The sequence below is a fragment of the Pseudomonas sp. MD330_10 genome (assembly GCF_042610415.1).
GTDB classification, from domain to species: Bacteria; Pseudomonadota; Gammaproteobacteria; order Pseudomonadales; family Pseudomonadaceae; genus Aquipseudomonas; species Aquipseudomonas rhodesiae.
On the sequence record NZ_JBHGZU010000008.1, the window covers coordinates 222642 to 238010 of the forward strand.

The window sequence follows — 15369 nt, forward strand, 5'->3', positions numbered from 1 at the left end:
GGTAACTGGTATGGGCGCAGGTTATGCGGTTTTCCAACTGTCCAAAGCGCTGATTGCGCACGATAAAAATTGCGGTCCCCTTGCTCGTTTTAATGCCGGCAGACGTATTTCACAGTGGCAGCAGGTAATTACGCACATGCTGCAAGGCACCGCTGAGTACGGCTCGCGCGCTCCGATTGCCGGACTTCCCGCCTGGGTTACGCTGGAAGTCGTTACGGGGGGCTTTGCCACCGGCAATCTTTTGGCCGGTGGTGAATTGACTGACTATGAGCGGGAATTGGCCGCCTCTATTCCAGGTATTCGCCCGGGGTTCGAGCGGTTGGACATCAATGCCTGGCACCTGACGGATGATGGCCTTGACGCTCTACACCAGCGTCTGAGCACTTGTGACTATAGAGTTGATGTGCCGGAAGAGGCTGCGTTACTGACAGTGGCCTGGCTGTCAGGCCAACAGCGCAACGATGAAGCCAGGGCACTGATAGACCTGATTGTTCCCTTCTTCGATCGATTGCGTTTCTTTCCGTCAATCTCCGGGCAGCTCCCGGTTTCAGCCACACAGGTTCACATAGTTGATGCCGGTGAGGTCAAGGAATTGCTTTCGAACCTGCCGCCTCGCGCTCAGATCGTTGCTCAGAAACTGAGTATTGAAGCCCGTCTGCCCCTATATGATTCAGCCGTTGCGCATTTCCTCCTGACTTATCAGGCTGGCTGGCCGTGCCGCAGTTATCCGGCTCAGTGGCGCGAGCAGGCAGCCGAATTAGTTACGCGTTATAAAAGCCTTGGACTCAACAAATGCCCCCCCGATCGTGTGGAGGAGTTGTTTCTTCTGCTCGAGCAATGCGCCCGCGACGCTGAATCGCTCACAGGACGTCAGGTAGGTCGCATTAGGCGAATTGTCGATGACTTCGTGCGCAAGCATGGCGCGCCGGATTCGGCCTCTCACCTTGCGTTCCGTGCAAATCAGCTTCGCCAGGTTGCAGGGCCAGAGCATCACCTAATTGCGCGTGCCGTGGCAAAGCGTCTCTGCACGTATCCGGCGCAAAGTGGTATTTCGGATTTTGTCGATTTGGTCGCTCCGCTCACGGCTGACGAGGCCTTCGAGTGCGCGCCGGGCGGATGTGTAGCGATACCCGCGGCGATCCAGCGGCGAGTTAAACGCTGTCGCAGTGGGACAATCAACGAGTTGATCGAGCATGGACTCATCACTTCGGGTGACGCAGTCGCACGGGTGCTGCCCGCTATGACAGCTCAGCTCAGCAGCTCGGGGTTACGCGACGAAGCACTAAGGATGCTCTACGCCTCGACCTATCAGGCTTTCCGCCGACGGCGTTCGTTATTGCTATTGAACCTTCAGCGCCAGATCGGTTTCGGTGAGTTGCCATGGATTGCTGCAATTGAGGGTGATCGACAGTCAGGCGTTGGTGTCGCGAGTGCCGCCAGGCAAGCTCTCGTTGAATCATCGGCATTGACGATTCATTCCTTCCCTTATGCCATCCTTCCTAACAAGCTTCTCCAGGAGTTTGGAACACTGGCGAAAACTGCGGGACTCGATCTTCCCTTCGTGGAAGAGGTCGCTGCAGATATCTTCATGGGGCAGTTCTCACGTAAGTTCGCTGACAACGCCCGGCGAGCGGGAGGGGGAATAGCAGGTACCCTATACGCACGTTACTACGCGATTGATACCGATGAACTGGCCCGTCTGGTCACCACAGGGCGACGACATGCGCGAGTTTCAAACGATGCCTTCGCCGCCCTATGTGCGAAGCGCGCGGGGGCTAAATTGGGCACTTGGCACCCTGCAACCAATGGCACCATCCTTGAGCAGCAGCAGATTTTAACCACTCAAAACCTCGCACTGCTTTTTGATGAGCTTGGATTGAAAGTTTTACTGAAGCCTAGACTAGAAAGCATGGTCCAGACGTGTTTTGAGTGGATCTGCAAACGGCACCAAATGCAGACTGAGCTCTATCATGCTCGGTTGATAATGCTCAAGAATACGGCCTACGCCTGGCGTCAGATGGTGTTTTACCTTGCGATGCTTGACGAATATGAATGCCAAGATGCGTTGAGGTCTGTCGAGGCTTATTTCGCCACACAGCCTGTGGCTTTCCGAGAAAAATTTCTACCGTTGATGAGTGGTTTGCGTAAGGCCGTCGCAGGCGAAGTATTGCCTCAGCAGGGACCAACAGCCGATGGTGCGAGGGTGTTTCTGGGATGGAGCACTACACGTCACTGGCTACTGCCTTCGCAGCACGCTGACTCAAACTGGGCCGTTGAGCAGTAGGTAATCATTTGGTTGATGCTCACGTGTTTGAACTGCTCGCAAGCGTCTCATTTGGCCCGGAACCTGAAATAACAAACGCCGCCCCTCCCACAGTTGGAGAGAGGTATCCGCCCAAACAAAAAAATGCGCCCCTTCGGGCGCATTTTTTTGTTCGGTCCGCTATCGCCTATCAGGCCATTGCATCCCAGGCCCGATCACCGTTCTCGTCTTTGATCCGAGTCGGCAAGCCCATCACATCCAGCGCCTTCAGGAACGGTTCGGCCGGCAGTTCCTCGACGTTGGCCATGCGTTGCACGTCCCATTCGCCACGGGCTACCAGCAGCGCGGCGGCTACCGGTGGTACCCCGGCGGTGTAGGAGATGCCCTGGCTGTCGGTTTCGGCGAAGGCTTCTTCGTGGTCGGCGACGTTGTAGATGAAGACCTCACGCGGCTGGCCGTCCTTGGTGCCTTTGACCAGGTCGCCGATGCAGGTCTTGCCGGTGTAGCCAGGGGCGAGCGAAGACGGGTCGGGCAGCACGGCCTTGACCACCTTCAACGGCACTACTTCCAGGCCTTCGGCGGTGGTGACCGGTTTTTCGGAGAGCAGGCCGAGGTTGTTCAGCACGGTGAACACGTTGATGTAGTGCTCGCCGAAGCTCATCCAGAAACGCACGTTGGGCACGTCGAGGTTTTTCGACAGCGAGTGCACTTCATCGTGGCCGGTCAGGTACAGATTCTGCGAACCGACCACAGGCAGGTCGTCGGTGCGTTTGACTTCGAACATGGTGTTGCTGGTCCACTGGCTGTTCTGCCAGCTCCACACCTGTCCGGTGAATTCGCGGAAGTTGATTTCCGGGTCGAAATTGGTGGCGAAGTATTTGCCATGGGAGCCGGCATTGACGTCGAGGATGTCGATCGAATCAATGCGGTCGAAATGCTGTTGCTGCGCCAGCGCGGCATACGCGTTGACGACACCCGGGTCGAAGCCCACGCCGAGAATGGCGGTGATGTTCTTCTGTTGGCACTCTTGCAGGTGGTTCCATTCGTAGTTGCCGTACCACGGCGGGGTCTCGCAGACCTTGCCCGGCTCTTCGTGGATGGCGGTGTCGAGGTACGCTACGCCCGTGTCGATGCAGGCACGCAGGACCGACATGTTGAGGAACGCGGAACCGACGTTGATGACGATCTGCGATTCGGTCTCGCGGATCAGGGCCTTGGTCGCTTCCACGTCCAGGGCGTTCAGCGCGAAGGCTTGGATATCGGCGGGAACCTTAAGGCTACCCTTGGCCTTGACGCTGTCGATGATGGCCTGGCATTTGGAGATGTTGCGCGACGCGATAGCAATACGACCGAGTTCGTCGTTGTGCTGCGCGCACTTGTGGGCCACCACCTTGGCGACACCTCCTGCACCAATGATAAGAACGTTCTTTTTCAATTGCTTTATCTCTCCTTTATCCGCCAGCTTACGAAAGGCTGGACAGGTAGTCGTCGTAACCAAATTCACGAACCACCTCGACTGTACCGTCGAGTTGTTTCACTACGATGGACGGCATTTTCAGGCCGTTGAACCAGTTTTTCTTGACCATGGTGTAGCCCGCGGTGTCGATGAACGACAGCCGATCGCCGATGGCCAGCGGACGATCGAATTGATATTCGCCGAAGATATCCCCGGCCAGGCAGGATTTGCCGCACACCATGTAGGTGTGTTCGCCTTCGCTTGGCGCCAGCTTGGCGTTGAGGCGGTAGATCAGCAGGTCCAGCAGGTGGGCTTCGATGGAGCTGTCCACGACGGCGAGGTGTTTGCCGTTGTAGAGGGTGTCGAGCACGGTGACTTCCAGGGAGGCGCTGTTGGTGATCGCCGCTTCACCCGGTTCCAGGTAGACCTGCACGCCGTACTTCTCGGAGAACGCCTTCAAGCGTGCGCAGAATGCGTCCAGCGCATAGCCTTCGCCGGTGAAGTGGATGCCGCCGCCGAGGCTGACCCACTTGACCTTGTGCAGCAGCGCGCCGAAGCGTTCTTCGATGGTGCCGAGCATCTTGTCGAACAGGCTGAAATCGCCGTTCTCACAGTTGTTGTGGAACATGAAGCCGCTGATCTGCTCGATCACGCCTTCGATCTTCACCGGGTCCCATTCGCCCAGGCGGCTGAACGGACGCGCCGGGTCGGCCAGCAGGTAGTCGGAGCTGCTCACCTGCGGGTTGACTCGCAGGCCGCGGGTCTTGCCTTCGGAACGTTCGGCAAAACGCTGCAACTGGCTGATGGAGTTGAAGATGATCTTGTCGCAGTTCTCCAGCATCTCTTCGATTTCATCGTCGGCCCAGGCCACGCTGTAGGCGTGCGCCTCACCTTCGAACTTCTGGCGGCCGAGCTTCAACTCATACAGCGACGACGACGTGGTGCCGTCCATGTATTGCTGCATCAGGTCGAACACCGACCAGGTCGCAAAGCACTTGAGCGCCAACAGCGCCTTGGCGCCGGACTGCTCGCGCACGTAGGCGATCTTCTGCATGTTGACCAGAAGCTTCTGTTTATCGATGAGGTAGTACGGCGTTTTGATCATTTTTCAGAGCCTGCGGCGGTGCCTGCCAAAAAAGGACACGCATTGTGCCCGCACTTGGAACAGATCGAAAGGTTAGTGGGCGGATTTTGCCGGCCCCGTTTAATCTGGCCTGCCAATATGACAGGCCGTCAGTATGATGGCCCCCTTCGATGATGGAACCGATTCAGGACGACGAGAGGTGAGAATGGATGCATGGACACTGCACTGGCTGGAGGCCTCGGGCCCCTTGGCCGAGTGTCGCCGCGAGGTGAGCGCGGCATTCGAAAGTGCTTACCGCGCGATTGCCGGCTGGATGCCGCCGCCGCGACTCGACGTACTGATCCAGCGTCTGCCCGGCGAAACCCTTACCGAACTGGGTCTGGTCGGACGGGCCTACCGCAGCACGATGTTCTCCATGACCCTGGACCCCGACAACCCGCACTTTGCCGACAGCCTCCACAACGGCGCGCTGCAACGTCACATTGTGCACGAGGTGCATCACTGCCTGCGCATGGCCGGTCCCGGCTACGGCTGGACGTTGGGAGAAGCGCTGGTCAGCGAAGGGCTGGCGGGACAGTTCGTGGCGCATCTGTTGGGCAGCGCAGCGGAACCCTGGGAGCGGGCGTTCAGCCTTGAAGCGCTGCAAACCGCGCCTGTGCCCATGGGTGAACTTGAGGCGCGGTATTACGACCATAGCGCCTGGTTTTTCGGCACTGGCGACAAGCCTCGGTGGTTGGGGTATGCGTTGGGGTATCAGATGGTCGGGCGTTGGCTGGCCTCGGTTGGCGAGCCAGGCGTGGAGGCGTGGCTTAATGTTTCGGCGCAAGAGGTGATGGCGGTAGGGCTTAAGGAAGGCTTGCTGCGTTGCTAATGGCCAATATCTGATCATGAGCTATATTCGTGATCATCTAGAATAAAATGAGTTTGTTTCACGATCAGCGTCTGCCGACAATGCCTGCCATTACTTACGGCATTGGAGTTGCACGTCATGGCAGTCGCACATTCCCTCGGGTTTCCACGCATTGGACGCGATCGTGAATTGAAAAAAGCCCAGGAAGCATTCTGGAAGGGCGAACTCGACGAGGCCGGCCTGCTTGCCGTTGGCCGCGACCTGCGCAAGGCCCATTGGGATGTGCAGAAACAGGCGGGCATCGAGCTGTTGCCGGCCGGCGATTTTGCCTGGTACGACCAGGTGCTGACCCACTCGCTGATGTTCGGCGTGATCCCCGAGCGCTTTCGCCCAGCCGATGGCCAGGCCACGCTGCATACCCTGTTCGCCATGGCCCGGGGTGTCAGCGACAGTTGCTGCGGCGGTGCCCACGCCCAGGAAATGACCAAGTGGTTCGACACCAACTACCACTACCTGGTGCCTGAGTTCAGCGCCGACCAGCACTTCCACCTTGGCTGGGATCAGTTGTTCGATGAGGTCAAGGAAGCCCGCGAGCTGGGCCACAGCGTTAAGCCAGTGATCATTGGTCCGCTGACTTACCTGTGGCTGGGCAAAGCCAAGGGCGGCGAATTCGACAAGCTCGATTTACTTGACCGCCTGTTGCCGCTGTACGGCCAGATCTTCCAGCGCCTGGCCGAGTTGGGGGTGGAGTGGGTACAGATCGACGAACCGATCCTGGTGCTCGACCTACCGCAGGCGTGGAAAAACGCTTTCGAACGCGCTTACAACCAAATCCAGCGCGACCCGCTGAAAAAACTGCTCGCCACCTACTTCGGTGGCCTGGAAGAAAACCTCGGCCTGGCCGCCAACCTGCCGGTGGACGGCCTGCACATCGACCTGGTGCGTGCGCCGGAGCAATACCCGACCATCCTCGACCGTTTGCCGGCTTACAAAGTGTTGTCCCTTGGCGTGGTCAACGGCCGCAACGTCTGGCGCTGCGACTTGGAAAAAACCCTGGCAACGTTGCAGCACGCCCACGAACGCCTTGGCGATCGGTTATGGGTGGCGCCGTCGTGCTCGTTGCTGCACAGCCCGGTGGACCTTGACCGTGAAGACCAACTCGATGCCGAGCTGAAGAGTTGGCTGGCGTTTGCGGTACAGAAATGCGCCGAAGTGGCCGTGCTGGCCCAGGCAGTCGACCAACCCGACGCCGCCAACGTACGCGCCGCGCTCGCTGAAAGCCGCGCCGTGCAGGCCGCTCGCGCGGCATCGCCACGTATCCATAAACCGGCGGTGCAGGCGCGCGTGGCGGCCATCACCGCCAGGGACAGCCAGCGCCAGTCGCCGTTTGCCCAGCGTATCGAGCAACAGCGCGCCGGCCTGAATCTACCGCTGTTTCCCACGACCACCATCGGTTCATTCCCGCAGACTGCGTCGATCCGCCTGGCGCGTCAGTCCTACAAGCAAGGCAAGTTGAGTGAGGCCGAATACGTCGAAGCCATGCACAGTGAGATTCGTCACGCCGTCGAGGTGCAGGAACACCTCGGGCTGGACGTGCTGGTACACGGCGAAGCCGAACGTAACGACATGGTTGAGTATTTTGCCGAGCAGCTGGATGGCTATGCGTTCACCCGTTTTGGCTGGGTGCAGAGCTATGGTTCGCGTTGCGTGAAACCGGCGGTGATTGTCGGCGATCTGAGCCGTCCGCACGCCATGACCGTCGAGTGGATCCGCTACGCCCAGGGCCTGACCCGCAAGGTAATGAAAGGCATGTTGACCGGCCCGGTGACCATGCTGATGTGGTCATTCCCGCGCGAAGACGTGAGCCGCGAAGCGCAGGCTCGGCAACTGGCCCTGGCGATTGGCGATGAAGTGCTGGACCTGGAAGCCGCGGGCATCCGCATCGTGCAGATTGACGAAGCGGCGTTCCGCGAAGGCTTGCCGTTGCGTCAGGCGCAGTGGCAGTCCTACCTGGACTGGGCCACCGAAGCGTTCCGCCTATGTGCTGCTGGCGTGCGCGATGAAACCCAGATCCACACGCACATGTGCTACAGCGAGTTCAACGACGTGATCGAGTCCATCGCGGCCATGGATGCCGATGTGATTACCATCGAAACCTCACGTTCGGACATGGAACTGCTGGAAGCCTTCGAAGCCTTCGATTATCCCAACGAGATTGGCCCGGGCGTGTATGACATCCACTCGCCCCGCGTGCCGGATGCTTCGGAGATGGCCAACCTGTTGCGCAAGGCGGCCCGGCGCATCCCCGCCGAGCGGCTGTGGGTCAACCCCGATTGCGGCTTGAAAACGCGGGGTTGGGCGGAGACGGAGGCGGCGTTGATTCATATGGTCGCCGCCGCCCGCCAATTGCGTGCCGAGTTGGCTTGAATGGGGAGGGGGCTTGCCCCCGCCCAGATTTGTGTCAGATCAAAGGTACTTAAGCTCAAAGGTACTTAAGCCAGGCCAGGTCGCGGCGGCGATCCTTGAGCCTGGCGAACCAGCGCACGGGCGGGTAGAGCGCCAGGGGCAACATCAACGCCAGCAGCCACACTGCACCGACAGTGTCGAAGCCGAAGTAGTTGCCATGGTTGAGGCCGAACAGCGCAACACAGGCGATATACAGCACCTTCAGCACATAAAGATGCAGCAGGTAAAAGAACATCGGCACCGAACCCATCACCGCCAACACCCCGATCCAGCGTCGAGGCCCGGCGCGTTCAAATGCCAGTAACAGCAGCAGACCAATGCCCAGGGTCAGCGCCAAAAACAACAGTGAAGGCGGATACTTGGTCACATTGAAAAAACTCATCATCGTTTGCACGCCTGCGTCATACGCCTGCCACGGCTTTTCGCCGTAGCCGTTAATGGTGCGCAACACCACAAACCCCACCAGCGCGCTCACGCCCGCCAGTAGCAGATAACGCTGACGGGTGCCGGGCGGCGTGGCATTGGCAAACCACGGTCCTAGGCCGTAACCCAGGGCAATCACACCGATCCACGGCAACACCGGGTAGGTGACGCGCAGGCGCAGGTTGTCGCTGACATCGATCCAACTGCGCTCATGCAGCATCGACCATAGGGTTTGCAGCGCCGACCCTGGCGCGAAGTGCACACCATCGAGCAGGTTGTGCCCGGCGATAAGCAGCAGCGCGAACACAATCAACAATGGGCGCGGCAACCACACCAGCGCGGCCAGGGCGAGCATGCTTACGCCGATCGCCCAGATCACCTGTAGGTAGATCACGCTGGGCGGCAGTTGGAAGGTCCAGGCGAAGTTGACCAAGGTGAATTCCAACACCACCAGAAACAGCCCGCGCTTGAACAAAAACGCGGACACGTCGCGCCGTCCCTGGTACTTCTGACCGTACAACCACGCCGACAGCCCGGTCAGTAACACAAACACCGGCGCGCACAGGTGGGCGAGGGTACGGCTGATAAACAGCGCCGGCTCAGTGCTGTCGATGTTCATGGGGTCGCCGACCTGGCGGTGCATTAAGAAGGTCTCGCGTACATGGTCGAGCAACATGAACAGAATCACCAAGCCGCGCAGGGCGTCGATGGAGAGCAGGCGTTGGCGCAGGGGAGGAGCGTCGGTCATGGGCGAGGGTCGCAGGCTAGAGATAGATGGAGTGTTATCCTATAACATTCGGATACGCAGCGTCCTGCTTCTGATACCTTCTGCGGTATTCGCTCAACCCTCACTGGAGGCCGCCACCGTGACCCTGCATGACGCAACAGCCAGCCATACTCCCCACAGCGTTGTTGATTTTTGGAAAACCGCGGGCCCCAAACGCTGGTTCGCCAAGAACGACACCTTCGATGCCACATTCCGCGACAGGTTCTACGCGACCCATCTGCAAGCCGCTCGTCGCGAGCTGGAGGGCTGGCTCGATTCGGCGGAGGGTGCGCTGGCCTTGCTGATTCTGCTTGATCAATTCCCGCGCAATGCCTTTCGCGGCACGGCGCATATGTTCGCCACCGACCCGCTGGCACGTCTATATGCAGAGCGTCTGCTCGACGCCGGCCTGGATCAGCAGGTCGAGCCGGCCCTGCGGGCATTCTGCTACTTGCCGTTTGAACACTCCGAAGACCCTGCCGACCAGCAACGCTCCCTGGACCTCAACCAGCACCTGGACGCGAGCACCTATCACTGGGCCAAGGAACACGCGCGCATCATCGAGCGCTTTGGGCGTTTCCCCCATCGCAATGCCGTGCTGGCGCGAGTCACTACCGCAGAGGAACAGACGTTCCTGGACGCAGGAGGCTTTGCCGGCTAAATGCTATTCCTGTCGGGAATGCCCCCATAAAAAGCCCGCATTGTCTTTATCGTCGCCGATCTCGTAGCGTAGGGCTTTATTTCAAGGAGATCGCCATGCACCACGAACCGCTGCGTCTATACGTCGATTCGCTCTACACCAGTCCGTATGCCATGTCGGTATTCGTCACCCTGCGGGAAAAAGGCCTGGCTTTCGACACCATTCCCGTGGACCTGGACGCTGCGCAGAACCAGGCAGCCGATTACACCCGATTGTCGCTGAGCCAACGGGTGCCGACCCTGGTTGAGGGTGACTTTGCATTATCGGAGTCTTCCGCGATCACGGAGTATCTGGATCAGGTCTACCCGCATACGCCGGTGTACCCGACTGACCCAAAGCAGCGGGCCAAGGCGCGCCAAGTGCAGGCATGGTTGCGCAGCGATTTACTGCCGATTCGCCAGGAGCGCTCGACGCTGGTGGTGTTTTGCGGGCAGAAGATGCCGCCGTTGTCGCCGGTGGCCGAAGCGGCCGCGGTCAAACTGATCGCGGCGGCCCAGGCGCTGCTGGCGGGTAATCCGGATTATCTATTCGGCCAGTGGTCGATTGCCGATGTAGACCTGGCAGTGATGCTCAACCGCTTGATCCTCAACGGTGACCCGATGCCTGCCGAGCTGGTGGCCTATGCGCAGCGCCAATGGCAACGCCCATCGGTACAGGCGTGGGTCAATCAGCAACGTCCGGCACTGTAGCCGGTTCGGTCAATTGCGCGGCACGCCGGTCGAGGTCTTCCCAATCGGCCATGCCCAGCACCCGCGTGGTGTTCAAACCGCGCAGATAACCGCGCAGTTGGTGGGCGCTGGCCTGGAACCGGTCGGCGTCCACCGTCTTATCCTGCAGCACCTGCTCGTACTCGGCCAGGTAATCGGCGACCCGGTCGCGAAACTCCGGCAGGACGGCTTCGCGGATGCGGTCGAAGGTTTTCTGGTGGGGCTTCATGGAATAGTCCTTATAGTTTTATCGGTGCACTATCGGTTCAGATAATAGTCACCATCACGTAACGCAAGTTCTGTTTTTGCCGCATAAGCGCAAAATTGCCCCATCGACACGCCGTTCAGGGAAATGCGCGATGAGGACTTTAATTCAACTGTGTTCAATGTTGCTGATGCTCGGCGCTGCCTTGCTCACCAACCCCGCAATCGCCGGCGATCTGCGTACAGGCCATTTGCTACCGATCGTCGCTAGCGTAGACTCTCTGCAGCCTACGCAGTCGGTGGGTGTTTTGCTGAGCGACTACACCCGCGACAACCTCAGCTACCTTGAACGCTACCACGACATGGCCTTGAATGGCGCCAAGGATGCCCTCGACTCACGCATCCGTGCGGCGTTCGTTAACAGTTCCGACCCGGAGCTGGCCATGGACTGGTTGATGCATTCGCTACAGGGCAGTTTTGTCTCGGTCACCGTTTACGACACTCTGGACGCCTTGGTACAAGCCCATCCCGATGTGGTGGTGATGCTCGACACCCATAATCAGTTGCTCACACCGCGCAATGACCAGGTCCAAGCGCGGTTTGTGGCGCGGTTCTATGACGCCAACCTGCAATACATCGCCAAAGCCGAAGGCTCGGTGCAGCGGCAAGTGCCGTCGGTGTGGGTGCGTGACAAGGCTGCACCGGAGATTGCCGCGCAGATCGAACAGCAGCGCGATGTGCAGCTCGATGCCCTGAAGCAGTTCGACGCGTCGCTCAAGGCCCTGATTCGTGCGGGTTGATATGAACTTTTATTGTTATTGTCAGGATTTTTTCATGCGCTCTTTTTTCGTACCGGCCACGGCCTTCGCTTCTGTGTTACTGGCCGGTTGCGTTTCCGCACCCAACACCCCGAGCTTGACCTTGCAGACCACCAAGGCGCCTGAAAGCTATGTGCAATGCGTGCTGCCCAAGCTGGAAAAACACGGCATCTCCTCCACGGTCACGCAAAATTCCCGTCACGTCAAAGTGGTGTTGACCAGCAAGATTGCTGCCGACGACGTGCTGGAAGCCTACAAAGCCGGGGAGGGCGCCAAGGTGTTTTTGTATGAGCGCAAGCCGCTGGCATCGACCATTACCCCGTCGCGGCTGGAGATAGCGGCCAAGGAATGCCAATAACCCGATGACGGCTATGAGAGGGGCTGGCCCCTCTCACCAAGGGTGATTTACGGTTTGGCTTCGTCAGCGAAGTGGCCCACCGTTTTGATCAGCCCCTGAGCAGCCAACGCCACCAACTCCCCACCTTTTTCCACCGTCGCCAGTGCCGGGTCCGAGCCCATGCGGCCATCGGGGAAGCGCGCCCGGAAGTCCAGGGCTTCGCGGATTGGCCCGGTGTTGGCAATTTGTGGCGAGTAGTCGGCCGTTTTGATTGCGTCCGGATAGGCCCATTGCGTCACCGCAATTTCCGACGGTGTGGCGTGGCTGCCATGGCCGACCGGGAACTGACGCTGGGCCAGCTCATTGACGCCCTCCAGATCCCACCAGTTCACCAGTTTCAGCGCGAACCCGGCCGGGCGCCGCGCAAAGCTGGCTTCAGCGTACAGCTCGGAAAAGGCTGCCTCGATGGTGGCGATATTGCCGCCATGGCCGTTCAAGAACAGGATCTTCTCGAAACCATGCCCGGCCAGCGAACGCACCCAGTCGCCAATCGCAGCGATAAAAGTGGAAGGGCGCAGCGAGATGGTGCCGGGAAACCCCAGGTGGTGCTGGGCCATACCGATATTGAACGTGGGGCCTATCAGCAGATCGGCGTGCCGTTGCGCTTCATGGGCGATGATTTCCGGGCACATCCAGTCGGTGCCCAGCAGGCCGGTGGGGCCGTGTTGCTCGTTGGAACCGATGGGCACCACCACCGTGCGGCTGCGCTGTAGAAACTGCTCGATCTCGATCCAGGTGGACTTATGTAGAAGCATTGAGTGCTCTCTTTAATCGGTGGGGACAGGCTAACCGCCACGGATTGTACGACTACTGGCCACCTGCTGGGGTTTGCAATTGAGGTAGGTCGAGGACTTCAACCAGCGCTGGTCGGGATACCACGAAAACATGAACTGCCCGTCCTTGAGCTTGTCCACCACTTGACGCGCCACTTGCGGGCGGACGGCCGGGCAACCCTGGCTGCGACCGATACGGCCTTCGCGCTTGCTCCACAGCGGGCTGACGTAGTCGGCGGCATGAATCACAATGGCGCGGTCGCGGGCTGAGTCATTGAAGCCTGGCTCCAGGCCATCCATGCGCAGCGAATAGCCGTGGGTGCCCAGGTAACTCTCCTGGGTGCGGAACAGGCCCAGGCTGGATTGATGGCTGCCTTCAAGGTTGGAGAACTGCGTAGCGAAGTTTTCCCCGGACTTGGCGCCGTGGGCCACCAAGTCGCGCAGCAGCAGGGTTTTCTTGCGCAGGTCGAAGATCCACAGGCGACGGGCGGTCGAAGGTTGGGAATAATCGATCACAGCCAGGCGCTCGGAACGTTCTTCGCCATTATTGACCGCACATTGCACGGCGTTCAGGGCGCTTTTGAGCACAGTGGGATTGAGTTCTGGAGCCGAGCGCGCCAGGCTGCTATACAAGGAAGGAACGTTGCCGTCGGCGGCGAGCACAGATGTACTCAACACAGCCAGGCTTGCGGTGATCAGGCCGAGGCGGCACATAAAAGTCAGCATCTACAGTACTTCCCCCACTGTGGATTGGAGCTAAGGCATTGTTCAAAAAACACGCATGTTACTTGAGCATTTGCTTGCTCGTTGCACCACTGGTCGCCACGGCCGAAGCGCTGCCCGTTGAACCCTTGCCGGTGACCACGCCAGCGCCGATCGACCTGGCCCCCGTGCAACAGGCGCTGGCGCAGTTGCCCAGTGTCTGCCCTGGCCTGGCGCCGCAGATCGACGCCGCCGCGCAACTGCGTTTGCAAGCCTTTTATCAGCAGCAGGGCGATGTCGCGTTGTGGTCCGACGAAGCCCGTCGCCAAGCCTTGCATGCCCAACTGCAATTGCTCGCCGATGACGGCCTGGACCCTTCCCACTATAGCCTGCCAACCGTAGATGCCACGGCCAACGTGCTGTGCAGCGATATCGACAGCAGCCGCCACTATCTGCAAGCCCTGCAGGATTTGCACTACGGGCGCTTGCAGCAATCGCGCTTCGAGCCGCTGTGGCACGCGCAGCCGCCGAGCGGCGATCCGAATGCCGAGGTGTTGGCCTTCGCTGCATTGGGCCTGCACGACATGGCGCAAGCCTTCGACCAGGCGCGCCCCAGCGCCGACCTCTACCGCAGCCTGCGCAATGCCTACGCCAGCGTGCGTCAGCAACCCTTGCCCCATTGGGACCCGGTGGGCAGCGGCCCGTTGTTGCGCCCTGGCATGGAAGACGCGCGAGTACCGGAGCTGGCACGGCGTCTCTTTAGTGGCGGCTACCTGGCCGCTGAACCCAAGGGGGTCGGCAAGCAGTACCGCGCGGAACTGGTAGACGCGGTCAAAGCCTTTCAGCTCAGCCATTCATTGCAGGCCGATGGCGTGATCGGCGCCGGCACGGTGGCCGAACTCAATATCAGCCCGGCGGTACGGCGCGAGCAGTTGCGCATCAACCTCGAACGCTTCCGCTGGCTGGCCCAGGACCTGGAACCCGAAGGCGTGCTGGTCAACGTCGCCGCCGCGCAACTGAGCGTGTACCAGAGCGGCATTCCCGTATGGCAAACCCGTCTGCAAGTGGGGCGCGCCGAACGCCAGACACCGTTGCTCAAGTCGCGCATCACCCGCCTGACCCTCAACCCCACGTGGACCATCCCGCCCACCATCATGCGCGAGGACAAGCTCCCGGCCATTCGCCTCAACCCCGAATACCTGCGCCAGCAGAACCTGCAAGTGCTCGATGCCGAAGGCCACCCGCTGGCGCCGGAACAAATCGACTGGGCGCGCCCCGGCAATATCTTGCTGCGCCAGGAAGCCGGCCCGCGCAATCCGCTGGGCAAAATCGTGATGCGCTTTCCCAATCCCTACTCGGTGTATCTGCACGACACCCCCAGCCAGCCGCTGTTCACCAAGGGCCCGCGCGCGTTCAGCTCCGGCTGCGTGCGGGTTGAACAACCGTTGCTGCTGCGCGACCTGTTGGTCAGTCCTGCCGAGCGCGCTCGCACCGATGAACTGCTGGCCACCGGCGTGACCCACGAATTCCGCCTGGCCACTCCCGTGCCGGTGCTGTTGAGTTACTGGACCGTGGAAGTGGATCGTCAAGGCGGGCTGGTGTACGCGCCGGATATCTACGGGCGCGACCCGGTGCTGATGAAGGCGATGGGCAGCGTGCTTTGATACAGGGCTGCTTCGCGCCCTAGCGCGGGCGGTGCGACGATTCCACAAGCCCGCTCACCACCTAAAAGCTCACGGCAAAAGCGTGCTTAGGGTGGC

The 15369-nt window shown here is 60.0% G+C and carries 14 protein-coding genes; 8 read left to right on the forward strand and 6 right to left on the reverse strand.

From position 1 onward, the window contains the following. The first annotated feature begins 10 nt into the window (after nt 1-10). The gene (locus ACFZPT_RS15655) at nt 11-2284 is read left to right on the forward strand and encodes a hypothetical protein (RefSeq protein ID WP_052229575.1); all 2274 of its coding nucleotides are present in this window, start codon (nt 11-13) and stop codon (nt 2282-2284) included. 169 nt (nt 2285-2453) lie between these two features. Here ACFZPT_RS15655 and ACFZPT_RS15660 read toward each other — a convergent pair whose 3' ends face one another. After that, on the reverse strand, nt 2454-3698 hold the full coding sequence (locus ACFZPT_RS15660) for a saccharopine dehydrogenase family protein (RefSeq protein ID WP_034114103.1): 1245 nt from the start codon (nt 3696-3698) through the stop codon (nt 2454-2456). A 28-nt stretch (nt 3699-3726) separates the two neighbouring features. Next, nucleotides 3727-4824: a carboxynorspermidine decarboxylase gene (locus tag ACFZPT_RS15665; RefSeq protein WP_034098549.1), complete on the reverse strand. Its 1098-nt coding sequence runs from the start codon at nt 4822-4824 to the stop codon at nt 3727-3729. Nucleotides 4825-5008: 184 nt separating this feature from the next. Between ACFZPT_RS15665 and ACFZPT_RS15670 the strand changes: the two genes are divergently transcribed. Further along, nucleotides 5009-5674: a DUF2268 domain-containing putative Zn-dependent protease gene (locus ACFZPT_RS15670; RefSeq protein WP_034114100.1), complete on the forward strand. Its 666-nt coding sequence runs from the start codon at nt 5009-5011 to the stop codon at nt 5672-5674. Between the two features lie 117 nt (nt 5675-5791). Further along, a complete protein-coding gene (gene metE / locus ACFZPT_RS15675) occupies nt 5792-8080 on the forward strand; it encodes a 5-methyltetrahydropteroyltriglutamate--homocysteine S-methyltransferase (protein WP_034114098.1) in 2289 nt (762 codons plus the stop codon). A 55-nt stretch (nt 8081-8135) separates the two neighbouring features. Here the strand turns inward: metE and ACFZPT_RS15680 are convergent, their stop codons facing one another. Then, nucleotides 8136-9290, reverse strand: coding sequence for a DUF1624 domain-containing protein (locus tag ACFZPT_RS15680; protein ID WP_034114096.1), 1155 nt, complete (start codon nt 9288-9290; stop codon nt 8136-8138). A 118-nt stretch (nt 9291-9408) separates the two neighbouring features. Here ACFZPT_RS15680 and ACFZPT_RS15685 point away from each other — a divergent pair, with 118 nt between their 5' ends. Together ACFZPT_RS15685 and yfcF are read left to right on the forward strand one after the other, a co-directional pair. Then, nucleotides 9409-9969 (forward strand): DUF924 family protein, encoded by a 561-nt coding sequence (locus ACFZPT_RS15685; protein ID WP_052229574.1) that lies wholly within the window; start codon nt 9409-9411, stop codon nt 9967-9969. Between the two features lie 95 nt (nt 9970-10064). After that, nucleotides 10065-10697, forward strand: coding sequence for a glutathione transferase (gene yfcF, locus ACFZPT_RS15690; protein ID WP_034114094.1), 633 nt, complete (start codon nt 10065-10067; stop codon nt 10695-10697). Here yfcF and ACFZPT_RS15695 read toward each other — a convergent pair. Further along, nucleotides 10672-10944 (reverse strand): hypothetical protein, encoded by a 273-nt coding sequence (locus ACFZPT_RS15695; protein WP_034114092.1) that lies wholly within the window; start codon nt 10942-10944, stop codon nt 10672-10674. The two genes, yfcF and ACFZPT_RS15695, sit on opposite strands and share 26 nt — an antisense overlap. A 130-nt stretch (nt 10945-11074) precedes the next feature. Between ACFZPT_RS15695 and ACFZPT_RS15700 the strand changes: the two genes are divergently transcribed. Both ACFZPT_RS15700 and ACFZPT_RS15705 read left to right on the forward strand, forming a co-directional pair. Then, on the forward strand, nt 11075-11719 hold the full coding sequence (locus ACFZPT_RS15700; protein ID WP_034114090.1) for a hypothetical protein: 645 nt from the start codon (nt 11075-11077) through the stop codon (nt 11717-11719). A 34-nt stretch (nt 11720-11753) separates the two neighbouring features. Continuing rightward, nucleotides 11754-12095: a hypothetical protein gene (locus ACFZPT_RS15705; protein ID WP_034098536.1), complete on the forward strand. Its 342-nt coding sequence runs from the start codon at nt 11754-11756 to the stop codon at nt 12093-12095. A 47-nt stretch (nt 12096-12142) separates the two neighbouring features. Here the strand turns inward: ACFZPT_RS15705 and ACFZPT_RS15710 are convergent, their stop codons facing one another. Together ACFZPT_RS15710 and ACFZPT_RS15715 are read right to left on the reverse strand one after the other, a co-directional pair. Then, nucleotides 12143-12889, reverse strand: a complete 747-nt coding sequence (locus ACFZPT_RS15710; protein ID WP_034098534.1) for a creatininase family protein — start codon at nt 12887-12889, stop codon at nt 12143-12145. Between the two features lie 30 nt (nt 12890-12919). Further along, nucleotides 12920-13633, reverse strand: coding sequence for a murein L,D-transpeptidase catalytic domain family protein (locus ACFZPT_RS15715; protein ID WP_034098532.1), 714 nt, complete (start codon nt 13631-13633; stop codon nt 12920-12922). Nucleotides 13634-13671: 38 nt separating this feature from the next. Between ACFZPT_RS15715 and ACFZPT_RS15720 the strand changes: the two genes are divergently transcribed. Beyond that, nucleotides 13672-15273 (forward strand): murein L,D-transpeptidase, encoded by a 1602-nt coding sequence (locus tag ACFZPT_RS15720; RefSeq protein ID WP_034114089.1) that lies wholly within the window; start codon nt 13672-13674, stop codon nt 15271-15273. Nucleotides 15274-15369 lie beyond the last annotated feature (96 nt).